Raw genomic sequence first — 22,137 nt, 5'->3', positions numbered from 1 at the left:
ACCTGAGGTTGGAGTAACAATAATAGCAGGAGTGATATTAAATGTCCCATAATCTACACCACCAGAAATCTGCCCTTGAGCTTTAATTGTAGTTATACCCATTGGTTGAGAAGTAACATTAAAGGTAACATTGAATGTCCCATCTTGACTGGAATCTTGTGCCGGTGAAATTGGTCCTTCAGTGCCAAAATAAACCTCTATCGTCTCGTGCTCACCATAACCTGTCCCCTCTACCGTTATTGTCGTTCCTACTGTCCCAGAAGTTGGCGAAATGAGAATAATATCTGATATGATATTCACCGTAGCAGTTGCCTTTAACTGTGAAGTCATTCCAACTACTGTTACACTCTTTGCCCCATAAATTTGTGTATTAATCGTAAAGGTAGTGGTGAATGTTCCTGCGGCCGTAGCAGAGGTAGAGGTAATAGTTCCTTTTGTTCCAAAGACTATATCTATTGCCTCTTGCGAACTAAATCCATCACCCGCGATAGAAATAATAGTTCCTACTGTCCCGGTATCTGGAGTTAATAGAATAATATTCCCGATAACAGTGAATGTAGCAAGTTGTTGCTGATTAGTATTTATACCCCTTACAAGTATTGTAGTTGTGCCCGCCGGAGTAACTAATACCGTAAAGGTAATACTAATTTGCCCGTTAGATTGACTTACATTAGAATTTATAGTTGGATATGTCCCAAAATCAACTGCTATAAGTTCATTTGCCCCATAACCATCACCAGTAACAGTCACCACTCTACCAATGGTACCAATTCCTGGATTAACCTGTGTAATTCTTGATTTGATGTTAAATACTGTTGCGGCAATTGGTGTCTCTCCATATGTATCTCTAGCAGTAACAGCAGTTGTCCCATACGGTTGTATATCAACAGCTAAAGTTTTGGTGAATGTCCCCTCAGGACTCGGATTAACTGTTCTAATAATACCTCCTCCAAATTTAATTTGTACCAGCACATTATACGGATTATAACCTGCACCTTCTACTACAACCAAAGTCCCAACGGTTCCCATTGTTGGTGTTACACTAACCCATGGAGTAATCTTAAACAGAGAAATAAGATTTCTACCAGTTGAAAGTCCTGTTACTTTAATCGTCTTTGTCCCATAATATTGTGTATTTACCGTAAAGGTAGTTTGAAATGCCCCTTTATAATCAGTTGAGATAGTAGTAATAGTCGATTTAGTTCCAAAATCTATCTGGATTAATTCTGACTTACCATATCCATTACCAGCTACACTGACAAAACTACCTACAGTTCCAGTCTTTGGTGATACCAAAATCAGATTTTCTAAAATACGGTATGTTCCTTCAGACCTTAATCCCGAAGTCATACCAACAACTACAACAGATGCTGTGCCATAAGGTTGAGTATCAATGGTAAAGATAGCGGTATATGTTCCACCGCTGGTCCAGACACTGCAAATAGTAGGTGTAGTCCCAAGTAAAATATGTATTTCCTCTATATCCTCATACCCATCACCTAACACCGTTACCCATGAACCAACACTACCACTTGAAGGGGTAATAATATTAATTCGACCGTCAATAGTAAATGTACCCCGTCGCAAGTCACCTGTAGATAACCCATTAGCCGTTACTTCACGTTCATATCCTGCTTGTGGATTAACCGTAAATGTTCCGGTGAATGTCCCTACACCCGTAGAACTATTAGTCCCTCTATAAACTCCCTCAATCCTGAATTCTATTACCTCCGTAGCACCATACCCATTTCCAGTAACTGTCACTACAGTTCCTACTGTTCCTCTACTCGGTGTTATTAGTGTAATATTTCCAAGTATCATAAAGTTCTTCGTAAATGGATTCTGAGTAGTAAGGCCAATAATGACTATAGTCTTGGTGCCATAATATTGCGTATCAACCGTAAAGGTAACCCTGAAGTAACCAGCCGCATCTGTCGAAGTCAGAGCAATAGTCTTAGTCGTACCAAAGTCAATTTGAATTCCTTCACTAACCGCATAACCTTCACCTGTTATTTCAACAATCGTTCCCACTGAACCAGTAGTAGGTGATACATATCCAATCTTAGCGAGGACCGTAAATGTAGCCTCTGACTTTTGAGTCGGAATAAAGGTCAATCCTTGTGCTACAATAGTCTTTACCCCTGTTGGTTGAACATCAACGGTAAAGGTCAGACTAAATGTCCCATTCATACTTGTAGAACCAACCGCAATAGTAACATTTGTTCCAAAACTTATCCTGATATCATCTAATTCACCATAACCATTTCCAGCTACCGTAACTATTGTCCCTCCTATGCCACTGGCAGGGGTAACTTGAATAATATTTGAGGTAATAAAGAATGATGCGATATCATTTCTCAAATACCACTCAGGTCCTATCCATCCTTGTGCCTCAATTGTCTTTGAACCGGCAGGTTGTGTATCAACTACAAACATTGCCGCAAATGTCCCAAAGTGGCTTGAAACCGCATAAGTAGCATGATATTTATCTGATCTATCGAAGAGTAATCCAAAGTATATATCAATCGAGTTATCATCTTGTCCAAACCCATTACCAAAAACAGTAACTATCGTCCCCACAGAACCATCTGACGGCGAAACCTGAATAATTCTTCCACGAATGGTTATCTGGTTATCCGCTACTACGCCAGAAGTCGTCCCGGTTCCTGTTATTTGTGTTATTCCACCTGCCTGCGTATCCACCGTAAAGGTAGTTGTCCATGACCCGGTAATATCGGTTGAGGTTAGTTGAATATTGGGATTAGTGCCAAAGCCAATCTGAACACTCTCACTTGCCCCATAACCATTACCGGCTAAGGTAATAATTTGCCCAACACTGCCAATAGTCGGTGTTACCCAGATAATCTTTGGTGTGATGATAAGATAGGCGTAGGCTTTTAGATCAGGAGTAAGGATACTATTGGCAACGATAGTTGTTGTCCCTGCTTGTTGGGTATTAATCGTAAATGTTGTCGAGAAAGTTCCACTCGGGGTAGTAGAAACAAAGGTAATACTCTTCGTGGTTCCAAACTCAATTCGTAATCTTTCTTCGTTACCAAACCCTTCTCCTGTTATAGTAATTATTGTTCCCACCGTCCCAAAAGTAGGTGTAACAAGTGTAATATTTGCTGTAATTTCAAATGTATTTGTTGCTGTCTCATTTGTTCTAAGTCCTGTTGCCCGAATAGTTGTCTTGCCTGCCTGCTGAATATCTATGGTAAATATCGCCTCGAATAACCCGGTTATATCCGTAGAGGTCATCGCAATAGTGCTTGTAAGACCAAAGTCAACCTGGATAAACTCTGTTGCCCCATATCCATTTCCTTTAATCGTTACAAGTGTCCCCACGGTTTGTGCTGACGGGACTACACTAAATATCGCTGGCTCAATATCAATTGTTCGACTATCTATCTCTAATTTACCGGTTGCCTTGACCGTAGTTAATCCTGCTGGTTGAGTATCAATGGTGAATGTGGTTGTCCATGAACCGATAACATCCGTTGCGGTAGAAGTAATAGTTCGAGTCGTCCCAAAGTCAATCGTAATACCCTGCTGTTTCTCATAACCATTACCCGCCATAGTAATAATCATTCCTACTGTGCCTTTATCCGGTGTGAGAGTAATGATATTGCAGAAGATTGTAAGTGCATCGGTATCCTTTTCTGCTGTGTTAATGCCTCTGGCTAAGATAGTCGTTAGCCCTGAAGGCTGGGTATCAATAGTAAAGGTTACCGTAAAGCTTCCATAGACAGTTGAAGAAACTATAGTTATACTTGAGGTAGTGCCAAAGTGGACATAAACATCCTCACTTGACCCATAGCCATTACCCTGTAAAGTGATTCTCGTTCCGACACTACCCTGTTGTGGAGTAACGGTAATGATATTGGCATGAATAATGTAGGTATCATCGTCTCTTTCCGTTGCACCTGAGGCTACAATAGTCGTTGTCCCTGCTGGTTGAGTATCAATCGTGAACCTGACGGTAAATGACCCGGTTATATCCGTTGAGGTGGTAATAATCGTTGGAGTAGAACCAAAGACAACCTCAATTAATTCTCTAGCGGCATAACCATTACCCGCTATGGTAACAAAACTACCTACTGTTCCTTCAATTGGACTAACCTTAATAATATGAGCGAAGATAGTCAATGCCTCATAAGATACTCTACCCGTAATTATACCTGTAGCCTTAATAGTAGTTAGCCCGGCAGGTTGAGTATCAATGGTAAAGATAGTTGTCCATGACCCAATGGTATCTGCAGAGCTAGTAATAATGGTCGGTGTAGTTCCAAAATCAACCCAGATTCTCTCATTGCTACCATAACCATTACCGGCAATAGTAATAAGTGTCCCGACACTACCTTTTTCTGGTGTAACTAAGGTAATCTTGACACCGATATTAAACAGACTAACCGCTGTTTCATTAGTCCTAATTCCCGTCGCCTTAATCGTTGTTACACCACTTTGTTGAGTATCTACTGTAAAGGTAACAGAGAAACTACCACAATAATCGGTTGTGGTGGTAGTAATAGTTCGTGTTGTTCCAAAGTCAACCTGAATGAGCTCGGTTGCCCCATAACCATTACCTGCTAAGGTAACAATCGTTCCTACGCTCCCGGAGTCAGGTGAAGAAGTGATGATATTAGCATAGATAACAAATCTATCCTTTGCCACCTCTCCAGATGGATTACCCGTAGCCGTAATAGTCGTAGTGCCTGCTATTTGGGTATCAATAGTAAAGGTCAGGGTAAATGAACCAATATTATCTGAGCTGGTAGTAGCAATCGTTCCAGCATAGGTTCCGAAGTTAATTTCAATCAATTCACTTGCCCCATAACCGTTACCAGCTAATGTAACAATTGTTCCGACACTACCTTTTTGTGGCGTAACCAGAATGATATTAGCATAAATCGTAAATGTCCCATCTGCATCTTCGCCAGTGCTGATACCTTTTGCCATAATGGTTGTCCTACCTTGTGGTTGCGTATCAATGGTGAATTTAATTGTGAATGAACCTATGGTATCAGATGAGATAGTAACAATAGTTCGCGTAGTCCCAAAGTCAATCTGGATTAGCTCACTGGCACCATAGCCATTTCCTGCAACTGTAACTATGCTCCCTACTGAGCCTTTAGTTGATGTTATCTTAATAATATTTGCCTTTATCTCAAAGGTAGATATTGGTGGCTCAACAGTCTGTTGTAATCCTTCTGCCTTAATCGTTGTCTTACCCGCAGGTTGAGTATCAATCGTGAATGTGGTCGAGAAGTACCCTGCCCCATCTGCTTTAGTCATCACAATCGTTCTGGTTGTTCCAAAATCTATCCGAATATATTCACTGGCAATATAACCTGAACCTTTCACCTCAATAACCAATCCAACTGTCCCAACATTCGGACTGACATCAGTTATCTTTGAACCAATGATAAATCCTATCTCCGCGATTTCAGCTGTAGCTACCCCGGTGGCAACAATTGTCGTTCTACCTGCAGGTTGAACATCAACCGTAAATGTTGTCGTCCATGAACCAATCGTATCCGTAGTCGTCCAGGCAATGGTTGGATTTGTTCCAAAGGCAATATTTACTCCTTCCTGCTTACCATAACCATTACCCGCTACGGTAATAATTGTTCCGACTGTTCCTCTATCAGGTGAAACTATGATAATATTAGCATGGATATGGTAGATGTCATCATCGGTTTCACTGGTAGATATTCCCACAGCTTTAATGGTTGTTGTGCCTGCAATCTGTGTATCAATAGTGAATATTGTGGTAAATGACCCGGTGACATCTGTCGAAGTAGTCGTAATGGTCTTATTCGTGCCAAATACTACCTCTATCCGTTCACTATTACCATAGCCATTACCCGCAACCGTAACAATACTACCTACTGTTCCACTGGTTAGAGTAACTGTAATAATATGTGCATGAATAGTGTATGTTCCATCATCATATTCATCTGTTCTCACACCTCTGGCGCCAATCGTCGTTATTCCTGAATGTTGCGTATCAATAGTAAATGTTACGGTAAATGACCCAATTACATCCGTAGTTGTAACCGCAATTGTGCCCACATAAGTCCCAAAGGTAATATCTATTCCTTCAATCGCACCATAACCATTACCAGCCACCGTCACCAAACTACCTACTGTGCCTTCAAGTGGGGTTATCAAAATGATATTAGCATGAATGGTAATCGTTGCCTGTGCTATTTCTTGAGTCTTATAACCTATGGCGGTAATCGTAGTCATACCTGCTGGTTGAGTATCAATTGTCCAGGTAGTGGTCCAGGAACCATTTTGTTCACAAACTACCTGGGTAATAGTCTCCGTTGTGCCAAAGTGAATAGTTATCGTCTCGGTTGACCAACCATAGCCATTACCTGCTACCGTAATTATCGTTCCTACCGTGCCTGAAGTTGGTGTTACCAATATGATATTAGCATGAATTCTGTAAATATCTTCTGCCTGCTCACCCGTCCTTCTACCTACTGCGGTAATACTTGTCGTGCCTGAATGTTGCGTATCAATAGTAAAGGTAGTAGTGAATGACCCGGTGGCATCCGTAGTGGTAACCGTAATCGTTCCGACATATGTCCCAAATAGAATATCTATTCCTTCAACCGCACCATAACCATTACCAGCCACCGTAACCAAACTACCCACTGTCCCATCTTTCGGCGTTACCAAAATGATGCGGCTATGGATAGTGTAAGTCGCTTTATCTAACTCATTTGTGCTCATCCCTCTTGCCGCAATCGTCGTCCTACCTGCTGGCTGGGTATCAATGGTAAATGTAGTAGTAAATGAACCGATATTATCCGTTGAGGTGGTAGTAAGAGTGCCTGATGTGCCAAAGACAATATCAACCTTTTCATTAGCACCATAACCATTACCTGCCACGGTCACAAAACTGCCTACGGTTCCTTCTAATGGCGTTACCAGGATAATTCGGCAATGGATAGTGAAGTATTTCTCACTGCGTCCTGCTAACCCTACGCCAAGAGCCGCAATCGTAGTTACACCTGCAGGCTGAGTATCAATGGTAAAGGTAGTGGTGAACGACCCTCCATCGGAAGCGGTAACGGTCATAATTGTTCGTGTTGTGCCAAAGTCAATCTGAATTAGTTGACTGGCATCATAACCATTACCAGAAATGGTAATTATCAAACCTACTGTCCCTGAATCAGGTGTAACTTGATAGATTCTTGGAGTAATGGTCAGGAAGTTAATGGCTACCTGTCCGGAACTCAATCCCGTAGCCTTAATAGTGGTTATTCCTACTTTCTGGGTATCAACCGTAAAGATAGTCGTCCAGGAACCAACAGATTCAGTAGTAACAAAGGTGATACTCTTTGTTAAACCAAAGTCAATCTGGATACGCTCCGTTGCACTATATCCATTACCTCGAATAGTAATTACCGTATCTACTGGTGCAGATGGTGGAATAACTGCAAAGAGGTTAGCTAATATAGTAACACTACCTATATCACTAATGGCATTAGTATCCTCATGGGCAATAAGTGTTGTTGTGCCATAAGGCTGGGTATCTATTGTCCAGGTAGTGGTGAAGCTACCTTCAGCATAGGTCGAGACGGTATGAATTGTCCGTGTTGTGCCAAATTCTATCCGAATAGTGCTTGATGCAGGATAACCATTACCTCTAACCGTAATTATCTGCCCTACTGAGCCTTCAGGTGGAGTAATAAGAATAATCCGAGGCGTAATAAATACAGTCAGATTATCTGCGAAGTCATCTGTTCTAACAACCACACCCTTAACAGTAGTTGTAGCATAAGGTTGCGTATCAATAGTAAAGGTAGTTTCAAACAATCCATCTATATCTGCAGTCACTGTAGTTATAGTTCTGGTTGTTCCAAATTCTATCCTCACCAACTCATTCTGTAAATAACCATCACCCTTTAATAAAACGACTGTCCCTACTGAACCAATAGTTGGAATTACCGCAGTTAGATGTGGAATTATACGGAAGTGATATTTAAGGACGCTTTGACCTGTATTTATTCCCCTCACAATAATAGTCGTTGTCCCTAATGTTTGTCTATCTACGGTAAAGGTAAATGTAAATGACCCTACTCCTTCTGTTGTATCAACATCACGAGTAGGTGCGGTGCCAAACACGAGTTGGACTATCTCGTGCGCTCCATAACCATTACCTTTGACGGTAACCGTTGTTCCGATAGTGCCTTTTTCTGGTTGAATCAGAATTATTTCTGGTTTAATCGTAACACTACTGGTTGCCGCTATCACATTGTCATCATCATGGGCTGTAACCGTAGTCCTACCGTAAGGTTGAGTATCAACAGTAAATGTCGTTGAAAAACTCCCTTCGGCATAGGTAGAGGTCAATTGAATTGTCTGAGTCGTGCCAAATTCTATCCTGATAGTCTTTGATGCACCAAATCCATTACCTGCCACAGTAATTACCGTTCCCACTGTAGCCGCATCTGGAGTTACAAGTATAATATTTGGCAGGATAGTAAATGTCCCTTCTGCCTCTTCACTACCATAAGCCTTAATTGTGGTAATGCCATAAGGTTGTGTATTAATGGTAAATGTCGTCGTCCAACTGCCATGAGCATAAGTCGATGTTGTTTGAATAGTCGTTGTTATACCAAAATCAAGTTTAATAGTATGAGAGGCAACAAATCCATTACCAGCAACCGTAATTATCGTTCCTACTGTCCCCTCTTTTGGACTTATCAAGATAATATTAGATTCAATAGCAAATGTCCCATACGCCTTAAGTCGTGGAGTAATATCCTGATGAGCAATAATCGTCGTTACACCATAAGGTTGGGTATTAATAGTGAATGTTGTTTCAAACATACCTGCCGCATAGGTCGATGCCATAACAATGGTAGGTGTCGTGCCAAATTCTATTCGGATAGCTCGCGTAGCACTATAACCATTACCTTTAACGGTAATCACCAGACCTACTGTCCCTGAATTTGGCGAAATAAGGATGATATTAGGTAAGATACGCAGTGTTGCGGTCGCCTTAATTGAAATATCATCTTGATGTGCAAATATAGTTGTTGTTCCATACGGCTGGGTATCAATCGTAAATGTTGTCGTGAAACTTCCTTCTATATCACTAATAACATTTCTTATATTATTAGTAGTGCCAAATTCTATCCTCAAGGTCTTAGTTATACCATAACCATTTCCGCGAATAGTGATTATTGTCCCTACCGTTCCTTCCGTAGGTGTAACTGAAACAATGTTAGGTTGAATACTTAATGTGCCGTAAGCCTCAATAGAAATATCATCTTCATGGGCAACAATGGTTGTCTTGCCATAAGGTTGGGTGTCAAGGGTAAAGGTAGTAGTGAAACTTCCTTCAGCATAGGTAGATGTCCATTGAATTGTTTGTGTTGTTCCAAACTCTATCCGAATTGTCCTGGATGCCCCATAACCATTACCTCTAACCGTAATTAAAGTCCCCACCGTAGCATGAGCTGGTGTAACTAAAACTACATTTGGTAAGATAAAGAAGGTTAAATTATCCGCTTTTTCTCCACTGACTACACCTGTTGCTTTAACAGTAGTTGCTCCATAAGGCTGGGTACTAATAATAAATGTAGTTGTCCAACTACCTACAGCATCTGTCTTTGGCTGTGGATTATTTACCATATCCAGAGATGTCCCGAAATCAATCTGAACAAATTCTGTTGGGTTATAACCATTTCCTTTCACCGTAATTTGAGTTCCTACTGTTCCTGTATTCGGTGTTACCAGATATAGATTAGGTATAATTCTAAATTGTCTGGTATCAGAAACTCCAGTTGCTTGTCCTTCCACCGTAACATTCTTTATTCCAATATACTGGGTATCAACTGTAAAGTAAATAGTCCATGTCCCATCTATACTTGTTGGTCCTTGATTTATAATAGGTGTCGCATTACCAAATCGAATAGTCAAATTCTCTTGAGAACCATAGCCATTACCAATCAGGGTTACCTGTGTTCCTACTGTCCCAATTGTCGGTGAGATAGATGTAATTCTTTGGGTAACCGTGAAGGTAATAGTCCCTCTTTGTTCACTCATCATCCCAATAGCAACAATTGTCTTTACTCCACAATGTTGTGAATCAATGGTAAATGTCGTTCCAAAGGTACCATTAACATTAGTCGATACCATCCCGATAGTCATTGTCTTTCCAAAGTCAATCTGAATCAATTCTGTCTGACCAAAACCATCTCCATAAACACTAACTATTGTGCCAACAGAACCTGTATTCGGAGTAACTTGAGTTATATTACCAGTAATAGAGAATGTATCATAAGCAGGTGCTCCACCATTTAAGCCAGTGGCAGTAATTGTTGTTCTACCTGTTGGTTGGGTATCGACGGTAAAGGTAACGGTAAATGAACCATTACCATCAGTCATAGTCGTAGCAATAGTTTGCGTTGAACCAAAGTCGATTCTAATTCCCTCTATTTGTTGATACCCACCACCTTGAATGGTAACTATTGTCCCAACAGACCCACTACGCGGTGCAACACCGGTAATAACTGCCTTGATAGTAAATGTTCCATCAGCCGATGGTAAACCATCATAACCTCTAACCACTATGGTTGTTACACCTGCTGGCTGGGTATCAACATTAAAGAAGGCAGTAAATGTCCCATCAGGTGAAGTGGATATGCCTAAAGGCTCAATTGAAATTGGAGCAGTCTGACCAAATCTAACCTCTATCTCTTCGTTTGCATCATAACCTGTCCCGCGTATCTCTACTTGAGCTCCCACCGTTCCTTCAGTTGGTGAAACAAGAATAATATCGGCAATAATATTAAAGGTAGATGTACCTATTTGTTGTGAACTAAGTCCGGTGGCTACAACAGATTTTGCACCACAAACCTGAGTATCTACCGTAAAGGTAACCGTAAATGTCCCAATCTCATTTGTGGTTACTGTGGTTATAGTCCTATGTTGACCAAAATCAATTTGGATAAGTTCTGTAGCACTAAATCCATCTCCATTTACCTCTACTATCGTTCCTACTGTCCCGGAAACAGGGGTAATTGACCAAATACGGGATTTTAGTTTGAAGGTAACTTCATCCTTTAGGTGATAAATAGTTCCCTCTGCGGTAATAGTCTTGGTACTATAGGGCTGGGTATCAACTGTAAAGGTAACATTTAGCTGACCGTCTGCAGATGCCTCTTTAGTAGTAATTGATTGTGTCGTCCCAAAATCTATTCGGACTAATTCATTTGCTCCATAGCCTGTTCCGTCTATTGTAACCATTGTTCCAATAGTTCCTTCAAGCGGGGCATACTGCCGGATATGAGGTATGATGAAGAATAAATCTGTGGCTGATTGTAATGGATCTGTAAGTCCTACTGCCTTTATAGTCGTAGTTGCTATCGGCTGATTAGTCATAATAAAGACCGTAGTAAATGTCCCATCATTTGAAGTCGGATTACCAGAGGTATGAACTAAAGTCTCTCTCTGATAAATACCAATATATTCAACCGCATCATAACCATTCCCGTTTACGGTCACCGAAATCCCTACTGTGCCAATAGTAGGTGTAATAATAATCTTTGGCGTAATACAGAATATAACCGTATCCCTTGTCGGGGTAGTCCGTCCACTGGCAGATACTGTCTTATTGCAATAAACCTGCGTATCAACGGTAAAGGTAGTTGTCCATGAACCATAGGCATCTGTTGTCGTGAACATAATACTGCTTGTTTTTCCAAAGTCAATCTGAATTCTCTCTGTAGCACCATAGCCATTACCTGCCACAGTAACTATACTTCCGACGGTCCCTGAAATAGGAGTTATGAGAATTATCTCTTCAGTAATTCGGAAGGCACTTTGAGCACTTTCACCAGAAGCAATACCTGCCGCTACTATGGTAGTTGTGCCATAAGATTGGGTATCAATTGTAAATTTAATTGAGAATGTTCCCGCAGTTGAACTACTAACAAAGATAATCGTTGGCGTAGTCCCAAAGTTAATCTCTATCCGCTCACCATTGCCATATCCATCACCCTTAATCGTAACAAAACTACCGACAGTTCCTGATGTAGGTGTAACTTGAGTAATATTGGCAATGATAACAAAGGTAGATGTAGCCCTCTCATTGGTATTCAGACCTTTTGCCTCAATTATCCTGGCGCCCTCTATCTGAGTAATAATGGTAATTGTGCCTACAAAACTACCATCTATCAAAGTATTAGTTATCTGAGATAATAGAACACTTCCCTGTTTGAATTTAATCGTCTCACTTGACCCAAAACCATTACCTTTCACTACCACATTAGTACCAATAGTTCCAGTTGCAGGAGTGATGTCAATGATATTCCCTTTTATCTTGAAAATAAACTTATCTGATAAACCAGATGTAAGGCCGGTAGCTAAAATAGTTGTTGACCCGTAAGGTTGCGTATCAACGGTAAATGTCCCCACAAAGACACCCTTATCATTAGTAGTAGCATAAGTAATAGTTCCATTTGTGCCAAATTGAATACCTATCTGCTCTGTCGCCTCATAACCTCTACCTTCTACCAATACCTCTGTCCCTACAGTTCCAAAGGTAGGCGAAACAATCGCAATACCGGCTTTAATCGTAAATGTCCCGGTATCAACCTCCTGGGTATTCATCCCAGTAGCTTTAATAGTCGTAGTGCCACAAGGTTGGGTATCAACGGTAAAGGTAACATTAAATGTTCCAATGTTACTAGATACCGTTGAAGTTATAGTGTAGGTTGTGCCAAAATCAATTTGAATGACCTCACTTGCCCCATAACCATTACCCTTGACAGTCACAATTGTCCCTATGACACCTTCTAATGGGTTAATATAAATTATCCTGCCGGTAATAAAGTAATAGGCATAAGCCTGTTTTGGACCATCTGATTCTGTTGCTCTAATAGTCGTAGTCCCTGCTGGCTGTGTATTTATGGTAAAGGTGCCGGTAAATCTACCACCTGCATCCGTCTTGTAAGAAGCTATATTATCTTTAGTTCCAAACTTAATATATATATTATCTGTGGCATCAAATCCATTACCGATAATTGTTACTATTGTCCCTACAGAACCTTGTGTAGGCGTAATCGATTCAATTACCTCTGTAATCAAGAAATTCATTGTATTTGACAACTTAGTCTCCTCACCCTTAACGACAATAGTTGTCCAACCATAAGGTTGAGTATCAATAGTAAATGTGGTGGTAAATGTTCCCCATCTATTTGTTTCTACGGTAACAATAGTAGGTGTTGTGCCAAAGTGAACAGTGATTGGTTCAGTAATACCATAACCTGTCCCTTCCAGGGTAACAATTGTGCCTACGGTTCCTTGAGTAGGTGTAAAGATGATAATATCTGAAATGATATTAAATAGACTTGAATCCATTCTATCAATGGTTGTGCCGGTAAGTCTAATAGTCGTAGTGCCTGCTGGTTGGGTATCAATGGTAAAGGTAACCGAGAAAGACCCTTCGGTATTAGCATTGGTCGTATGAATAGTAACATTTTCACCAAAGGTAATTCTAACGAGTTCTGAATCGCCATATCCGGTTGCCTCTAATGTAACAATCGTTCCCACTGTGCCAATCGTTGGGGTAGAAAGGATAATATCCGGGATAATATCGAATTTATTAATGGCAAAGTTACCTTTTGCATCTGTTGCCGTTATGGTCGTGCTACCATTAGGTTGAGTATTTATCGTAAATGTTACTGCAAATGTTCCTACATCGGTCGTGGTAACAGTAGTAATAGTATTGTGTCTGCCAAAGTCAACTTGAATGTTTGAAATCGGACTATAACCATCTCCACAAATGGTAATAATTGTTCCCACTGTCCCAATATTTGATGTAACTGTATGGATTTGTGGAATAATCGTAAATGTTCGTGTAGAGATTAACTGAGATGTCATACCCGTAACTTTAATAGTAGTTGTGCCCACAATCTGGGTATCAATAGTAAAGGTAGTACTGAATCTACCATTTGGTTCTGTCGTTACTTTAGTAATAGTCTTTGTCGTGCCAAAATCAATCTGAATAAGTTCTGTGGCATAAAATCCTGTGCCAACAATACTAACAATAGTCCCTACTGTCCCCCCATCTGGACTTACCACAGCAATTTCCTGGAAGATAAAGATATATCTTGTATCCTGTTTGCCTGAATCAAGTCCAATAGGTGTAACCGAAGTTGTCCCATAAACCTGGGTATCAATGATAAAGGTAGTCAAAAATCTTCCTACTCCATCTGTGGTAGTGGTAGTAATGGTTTGTGTCTGTCCAAAAACGATTTGAATAGGTTCTATAGGATCATATCCTTTTCCTTCTATATTAATGATTGTTCCGACGGTTCCTTCAGTTGGAACAAGCATGGAAATACCTGGCCTGATAAGAAAGTGTGTAATCGCCTTTTCTTCTGAAGGAATCCCTCTTACAGTTACAGTAACAGAAGCAACTGCCTGCTCATCAACCGTGAAATTAGCAATAAATTCACCAATGCCATTGGAGGTAGAAGTAGTAATAGTAAGTGTCGTACCAAACTGGACAAATATATCCTCAGTCGCACCATAACCATTACCCCATACAGTAACCACAGTTCCCACTGGACCACTATCATACCAGATACGGGTTACATCACCTCTAACTGCAAAGAAGTTTGCGGCGGAAGTATTCTTATCTCTCGCCACAACCGTCTTTGTAGCGGCAATCTGGGTATCGATAGTAAATGTGGTTCTAAATTGACCATTCCAATCAGATGAGGTAATAGTAATGGTCGGATGTGTACCAAAATCTATACCAATTAACTCACTGACACCATATCCTGTGCCTTCTACAGTAACTATACTACCAACCGAACCTTGTGAAGGTGAAACAACCGTTACCCGACCTGTAATCGTAAATGACCCTAATGCGACTAAAGTCGTCTCAGAGCCTGTTGCTTTAATCGTTGTTCGACCATAAGGCTGAATATCTACGGTAAATGTAGTTGAGAATGTCCCCAGACTATTAGTCAAACCAATCCCCACAGTTCTACTGGTTCCAAAATCAATATAAATCGTCTCCGTCCTGCCAAATCCATCGCCGACAACGGTGATAATAGTCCCTAATGAACCCGAAGTAGGTGTAACTTTAATAATATTTCCATAAATGAACAATGTCTTTTCACTCACCAGCCCCATTCTTAATCCAGTTGCCCGCACAGTAGTGCTTCCGGCAGGTTGTGTATCAATGGTAAATGTCGTGGTAAAAGTCCCTCTGATATTTGTCGTCACCGTAGTTATGGTTAGGAATGTTCCAAAATCAATCTGGATAAGCTCACTGGCATCAAAACCATTACCTCTCACGGTAATTATTGTTCCCACAGTCGCTTGTGAAGGAGAAACCAAAGTAATTTCACCTACAATAAAGATATCATAAGTAGAAGTTGCAGCCGATGACCCACCCCGTGAAGTAACAGATTTTGTTCCTGCTGGTTCTATATCAATTGTAAAGGTAGTTGAGAAGGTGCCAAAATTAGTTGCGACACAAGTACTAATAGGTGTCCCACCCATCCCTTGATAGCGATAGTCAAAGATACCCAAAAATAGTTTTACTGTCTCATTACTTGAATAACCATTACCAATAACTGTCAGCATACAACCAACAGAACCACGATCAGGAGTTACTAAAACAATTCTTGGGGTAACAAAGAACACTCCTTGTTTAACACTTGCCTGCCCGGTGAAGATACCTGTAGCGACAATAGTATTCTTATAATAAAGTTGCGTATCCACGCTAAATGTGGTCTCAAATTCACCACGATAATTAGAAGAAGTAAGAGCAATCGTCACCGTTGTCCCAAAACTTATTCTCACAAGTTCTGAGTTACCATAACCATTACCGGTTACTGAAACGATTGTCCAGGCAGGACCCTTTGTTGGTGAAATAAGAGTAATTTCTGGAATAATCACAAATGGGTCTGTGGATATTTGTCCGGATTCTTTACCTGTTGCAACCACCGTTGTCGTTCCATAAATTTGTGTATCAATAGTAAAGAAAGTAGTAAATGACCCGATATTATCAGTAGTAGTAACCATAATAGTATTAGTCGTGCCAAAATCAATAAATACTCGTTCCTGTATTCCATATCCATTACCCGCTACCGTAACGCGTGAGCCTACGGTTCCTTGTGGAGGTGAAATAAGGATAATATTACCTATTATGGCTACAAAATTCAAGGTTTCTTGATATGAAGCACCCGCACCTTTAGCAATAACCGTTGTCGTTCCTACAGGTTGGGTAGTTATTGTAAATGTCGTTGAGAATGTTCCACCGTATAGAGTAGATGCCGCCGTAGTTGTGCCAACGAAATATTGCGAGGAAGTTCCTTTCCCAAAATAAACTCCTATCTTCTCGTTCTCACTATATCCATCACCCCAGATAGTTATAATTGTCCCTACACTCCCACTTGTAGGTGACACCTGCCAAACTCTACCAATAATTGTAAAGTATCTGCTAATCTCTTGACCTCCACTTGCCGCAATTACTGTCTTACTTCCGTATGTTTGCGTATCAACGGTAAATGTCGTGATGAAAACCCCTCTATAATCACTATAGGTAATATTAATGTTGCGAGTTTGTCCAAAATGGATTCTAATAAGCTCAGTTACTCCGTATCCATCTCCTTTAACCGTAACAATAGTCCCAATTGTCGCTGACGCAGGACTAACTAAGGTTATATTCCCTACAATTTGGAACGACTGTGTTATCGTCCCTGGAGTAATAGAACCTTTTATAGTAACTACCTTTGCACCAACCGGTTGTGTATCAACGGTAAATGAGATCTCAAATACACCATCATTTAAAACAGTAGTCGTAGCAATGACAGGATTTTCTCCAAATCCAACAACTATCTCCTCTGATGGAGTATATCCACAACCCTCTATAGTTACAAGCGTCCCTACACTACCAACCGCAGGACTAAATACTGTTATGCCCCGATTAATCACAAAGTATCTCGTATCACTATTATTAGAATTAATCCCCTTAACAAAAATAGTTGTTGTCCCTGATGGTTGAGTATCAACGGTAAAGGTTATAGCAAATGTCCCTAACGAACTGGAAGTAGTAATATTTATACTTGGAGTAATCCCAAAATCAACCCTGATTATTTCATTCGCTCCAAACCCATCACCTCTCAATGTCACTATAGTTCCTACTACACCCGAAGTAGGGCTAAAATGAATAATATTGGCATCTATATAGAATGTATTATAACTTTCACCAGAACTACAATTATACCCTCTAGCCTTGATGGTCGTAGAGCCCGCCGGTTGAGTATCAACGGTAAATGTATATGAATAAGTTCCTAATGGTGATGCATAGATAGAAGGAGATTCAGGAAGAATGCCAAATTTTACTTTTATGTTTTCTCCACCAAGCGTTGGACTATAACCATATCCATCTCCGAATATAGTCACTCTCGTCCCCACAACACCATGTGAAGGTGAAACGATAGCTATTCTACCCTTTATCTTGTATGTTACTGAATATGAACCAAAATAATTTATTCCTGTTGCTGTCACAGTCTTAGAACCCCATAATCCTGGTGCATTATATAAAGAAGGTTGAGTATCAACCGTGAAATAAGTAGAGAATGTCCCGTAGGCATTTGTGGTGGCAAAGGCTATACTTACCGTAGTCCCAAAACTAATCCGCACCTGCTCTGTCGCACCATATCCATCACCTACCACCGTCACCCGAGTCCATTCTATTGGTCCTGACTTAGGCGTTAAGGTAATAATCCTGGAAAGGATAAAGAAGGTATCGTAAGCAGTTCTTTCTTTTGATGGTGCAGCAGAATTCCAAGCACCTATTGTCGTTACACCATAAGGTTGAGTATCGATGGTGAAATTAATGGTGAATTCACCATTTCCATTAGTCTGAAATTGATCTATAATCTTAGGATGGGTGCCAAAATCAACCCATATCCCTTCAGTTGAAGAAAAACCATTAGCCGATACAGTTATATATGTCCCTACTGTCCCAGTATCAGGAGATACCAAAATAATATTAGGTAATATCTTAAATTTCATCCATGGATTATTGTTAGAATCCTGTATCTCGCCAGATGTAAGTCCTCTAACAGTTATTGTCTTTGTCCCCCATGTCTGAACATTTATCGTAAAGATAGTTGTCCATGAACCAAAGGCATTAGTAGTAACTAAATTAATCGTCGTTGTATTCCCCAGACTTATCCTCACAGTTTCAGTTGCTCCAAATCCTGTCCCTTCAATCGTTACATAAGTCCCTACACTACCTGACTGTGGAGTATAATTTGTAATATCAGAGTTTATGGTAAAGATAGCATATTTAAATTGCTGAATAGTAAGTCCTGTGGCTTTGATGGTAGTTATCCCTGACCGCTGTGTATCAATAGTAAAGGTAGCTGAAAAAGTCCCTGATGCAGAGGTAGTTACTAAAATAATGCTTACGGTAGTTCCAAAATCAATCTGAATCATCTCTGTAGCACCATAACCATCACCTGTTACTGCAACCTTACTTCCTACAGTTCCATCTAAAGGATTAATCTGTATAATATGAGGTTCAATATGGAAAAAGTCAATATCAAATTCTTGATAGGTATATCCCAAAGCCGTAATAGTTGTAGTTCCATAAGGTTGTGGTTGTGAAATTTGAAATTGAATATTATCCCGTTGTCCAACATTATCGGTTTGATAGGAAGATGTTACACTTATTAAACTCCCAAAATCAACTCTAATATATTCATAAGCCCCATAACCATTCACATCTATTCGCACCAGGATACCAATTGTTCCTGAAGTAGGGGTAACAAAGGTGATATGAGGTATAATTCTGAATTGACCATTCTGGTCTTGTTTAGATATAATTCCATAAGCGATAATAGTCTTTGTACCTAAATATTGAGTATCTACCGTAAATACAGCCTCAAATGAACCATCATAGGTACTCGTAACTAAGGTAATACTCCTAGTCATCCCAAAATCAATTTGCACTGTTTCACTAACACTATATCCATTACCTTTTATAGTTATCAATGAACCAACCGTCCCTATTGTTGGTGACAAATAGGTCAAAGATTTATAAATCCCTAAATAAGTAGTTGCCGAGGCATAGAAATTCTGTCCAACTCCGGTAATGGTAGTTGTACCTACTGGTTGAGTATCTACGGTAAACAATACCGTAAATGTTCCTATATTATTACTCGTTGTTGTAACAATAGTAGAGGTTCTACCAAAATTAATCACCACATATTCTGAGTCACCATAACCTGTCCCAAACACTGTAACAATTGTTCCAACACTTCCAGTAATAGGATCTACCACTACCTTTGGAATAATCTTAAATGAAATATCTAGCTGAGTTCCTCTCCAACCCCTTGCTCTAATAGTCTTTGGACCAAAAATTTGCGTATCAACCGTAAATATGGTATGGAATGTTCCAACTTCATTAGTTTGTGTCCCTGGGTTACCTGTATAATCTACCTTATCTCCAAACCAAACCCAAATATTTTCGGTTACTCCATAACCTGTTCCGTGGAGCGTAATAAAACTACCTACTGTCCCTGAAGTAGGAGTTATGATAATATTTCCTAACACAATATAAGGATTAGCAGTATTATAGGCATAATTTCCTCCTTCATCAACTCCCTTAATTACCACATTACCCATAGGTTGATCTTGCGTAGTAAAGGTAGTCGAGAATGCACCATCTGCACCTGATGATGTAAAGGCAATACTTGTTATACCACCAAAATCAATCCTTATGGTTTGTAAAGGATTAAATCCGGTACCTGCAACAGTAATAACAGTCCCAATTGTTCCTTCTGTTGGACTTACCAAGGTAATACCTGTAATTATTTCAAAGAAGTTGATAGCAGAGGCAGTAGTTAAACTACCTATGGCAGTAATGGTATTAGTTCCATTACCTTGTGGCCGAATTTCAAATGAAGCAGTGAACTCACCATCAAAATTAGAGGTAGGAGTAGCCATTATCACACCAGGTGCAGGAACTGGCCACTTTACCTCTATTAATTCACTTGACCCATATCCATTACCTTTAACTGTTACTATAGTTCCTACTGGACCTCTATTCGGTGTAACCATAAAGATTTTTGCCGTAATATTAAAGAAATTAATGGCTGATTCCTGTGGGTCATTCCGACCATAACCAATTATAGTTGCACTACCAAAAGGTTGATTATCAACGGTAAATGTAGTTGAAAAACTACCATTATAATTTGCATATACATCAGTTACATTATAAGATAGATTACCGGTCCCAATTTCTGTCCCAAACTGAATCCATATCCATTGTGGACTACCATAACCTTTATAGCCATCACCAAATATAGTTACTATTGTTCCCACAGTTCCAGCAGGAGGTGAAACTTGCCAGATTCTTGGAATAATCTTAAATGACCCTGTGGCTACTTCCAGAGAAGTAGTTCCAGTAGCTACCACCAGTTTAGAAGCCCAATTGTCATTCAGTGGCTGAGTATCCACGGTAAAGATAGTATCAAATGACCCATTATGAATTGTCGAAACAGTCGTAATCGTTCGCGTCCATCCAAAACCTATGACTACTAACTCTGATGCACTGTAACCATTCCCTTTGATAGTTACAACCGTAGTTACCGGACCAATAACCGGTGTAATTAAATAGATATTAGATTTAATAGTCAGTGTGCCAAAAGGATTACTACCTGAATCTATCCCTGTTGCCATTACTGTCGTTATTCCAGCTGGTTGAGTATCGATAGTAAATGTCGTACTGAAGTAACCTGCCGCATCTGTACTGGTAATATTAATACTCTTCGTCGTTCCAAAGTCTATCCGTATATATTCACTACTTCTATATCCATCTCCTTGAACGGTAATTATAGTTCCCACTGTCCCGGTCTTTGGCGAAATTACCTTTAATGTTGCCTGAACAGTATAGGTTCCACTTGCCTCTTTCCTGGTATTTATTCCCACTGCCTTAATGGTAGTTATCCCTACCGACTGGAGATCAACCGTGAAAACTGCGGTGAACGAACCATAAGCAGTAGTTGTAACAAAGGTAATCGTAGGTGTTGTGCCAAAGTGAATATGTATTGGCTCCGTGGCACCAAATCCATTCCCTCTTACCATGACAGGTGTTCCTATTGTCCCGTCTTTAGGCTGAATCAGGATAATATTAGGCAAGATAGTGATCGTGCCTACTGCCCATTCACTTCCTCTTGCCTTGATGGTAGTTACGCCATAAGGTTGGGTATTAATCGTAAAGGTAGTTGTCCAGCTTCCTTCTGCCACACTCGATGTTAATTTAAGATTAACATTAGTCCCAAAATCGATATGAATGGTCTTGGATGCCTCATATCCATTTCCACTTATAGTTATAATTGTCCCTACCGTGCCTTCTTTTGGAGTAATAGAAATAATATTTGATTGGATGATAACTGTGCCTCTGGCGAAAATTTCAGCTCCAAGTGCTACAATCGTAGTTGTACCATAAGGTTGGGTATCAATAGTAAAGGTAGTGGTAAATGAACCCTGAACCTCAGCAGATACAACTTGAATACTCTTTGTCGTCCCAAACTCTATTGTTACCGTTTCAGAAGTTCTATATCCATTACCTCGTAAAGTAATAATTGTCCCTACCGTTCCTTCGGTTGGCGAGATAAAGATAATCTTTGGTTCAATTCTAAATTTAACCTCGTAGGTAATCGTTCCTCCAAACGCCTTAACTGTGGTCCAGCCATAAGGTTGGGTATCAATTGTAAAGGTAGTTGTGAAACTCCCTCCTGCACTGGTAGAAACAGTGGTTATAGTTCGTGTCGTCCCAAAATCAACATAAACCGTATCATTTCCACAATAGCCATCTCCAGATAAGGTAACTATTATTCCTACTGTGCCGGAGGTAGGGGTAATAAACACTAAGTTCTGTTTAATAAATGTATTATCAATGGCAAATATACCCAGGGCATCATTATAGGCTATAATAGTCGTCCGTCCATAAGGTTGGGTATTAATGGTGAATGTGGTTGAGAAACTGCCGTAGGCATCTGTTGAGGTAAAGGTAATACTTGGTGTCGTGCCAAATTTTATACGAATAGTTTGACTGGCTCCAAATCCATTACC

At 40.1% G+C, this 22,137-nt stretch carries 1 protein-coding gene (only partly in view); it reads right to left on the bottom strand.

Annotation, left to right across the window (positions count from 1 at the left end; translation table 11 throughout):
• On the bottom strand, positions 1 to 22,137 hold part of the coding region annotated (locus tag AB1414_00115) for a hypothetical protein (GenBank protein ID MEW6605839.1) (this coding region is incomplete at both ends). The annotated region extends 48,341 nt beyond the left edge of the window; 22,137 of 70,478 annotated nt are visible.

Source organism: bacterium, from assembly GCA_040755795.1.
Classification (GTDB): domain Bacteria; phylum UBA9089; class CG2-30-40-21; order CG2-30-40-21; family SBAY01; genus JBFLXS01.
The sequence above is the reverse complement of the archived record's forward strand: the minus strand, read 5'-3'. Positions and strand labels throughout refer to the sequence as shown.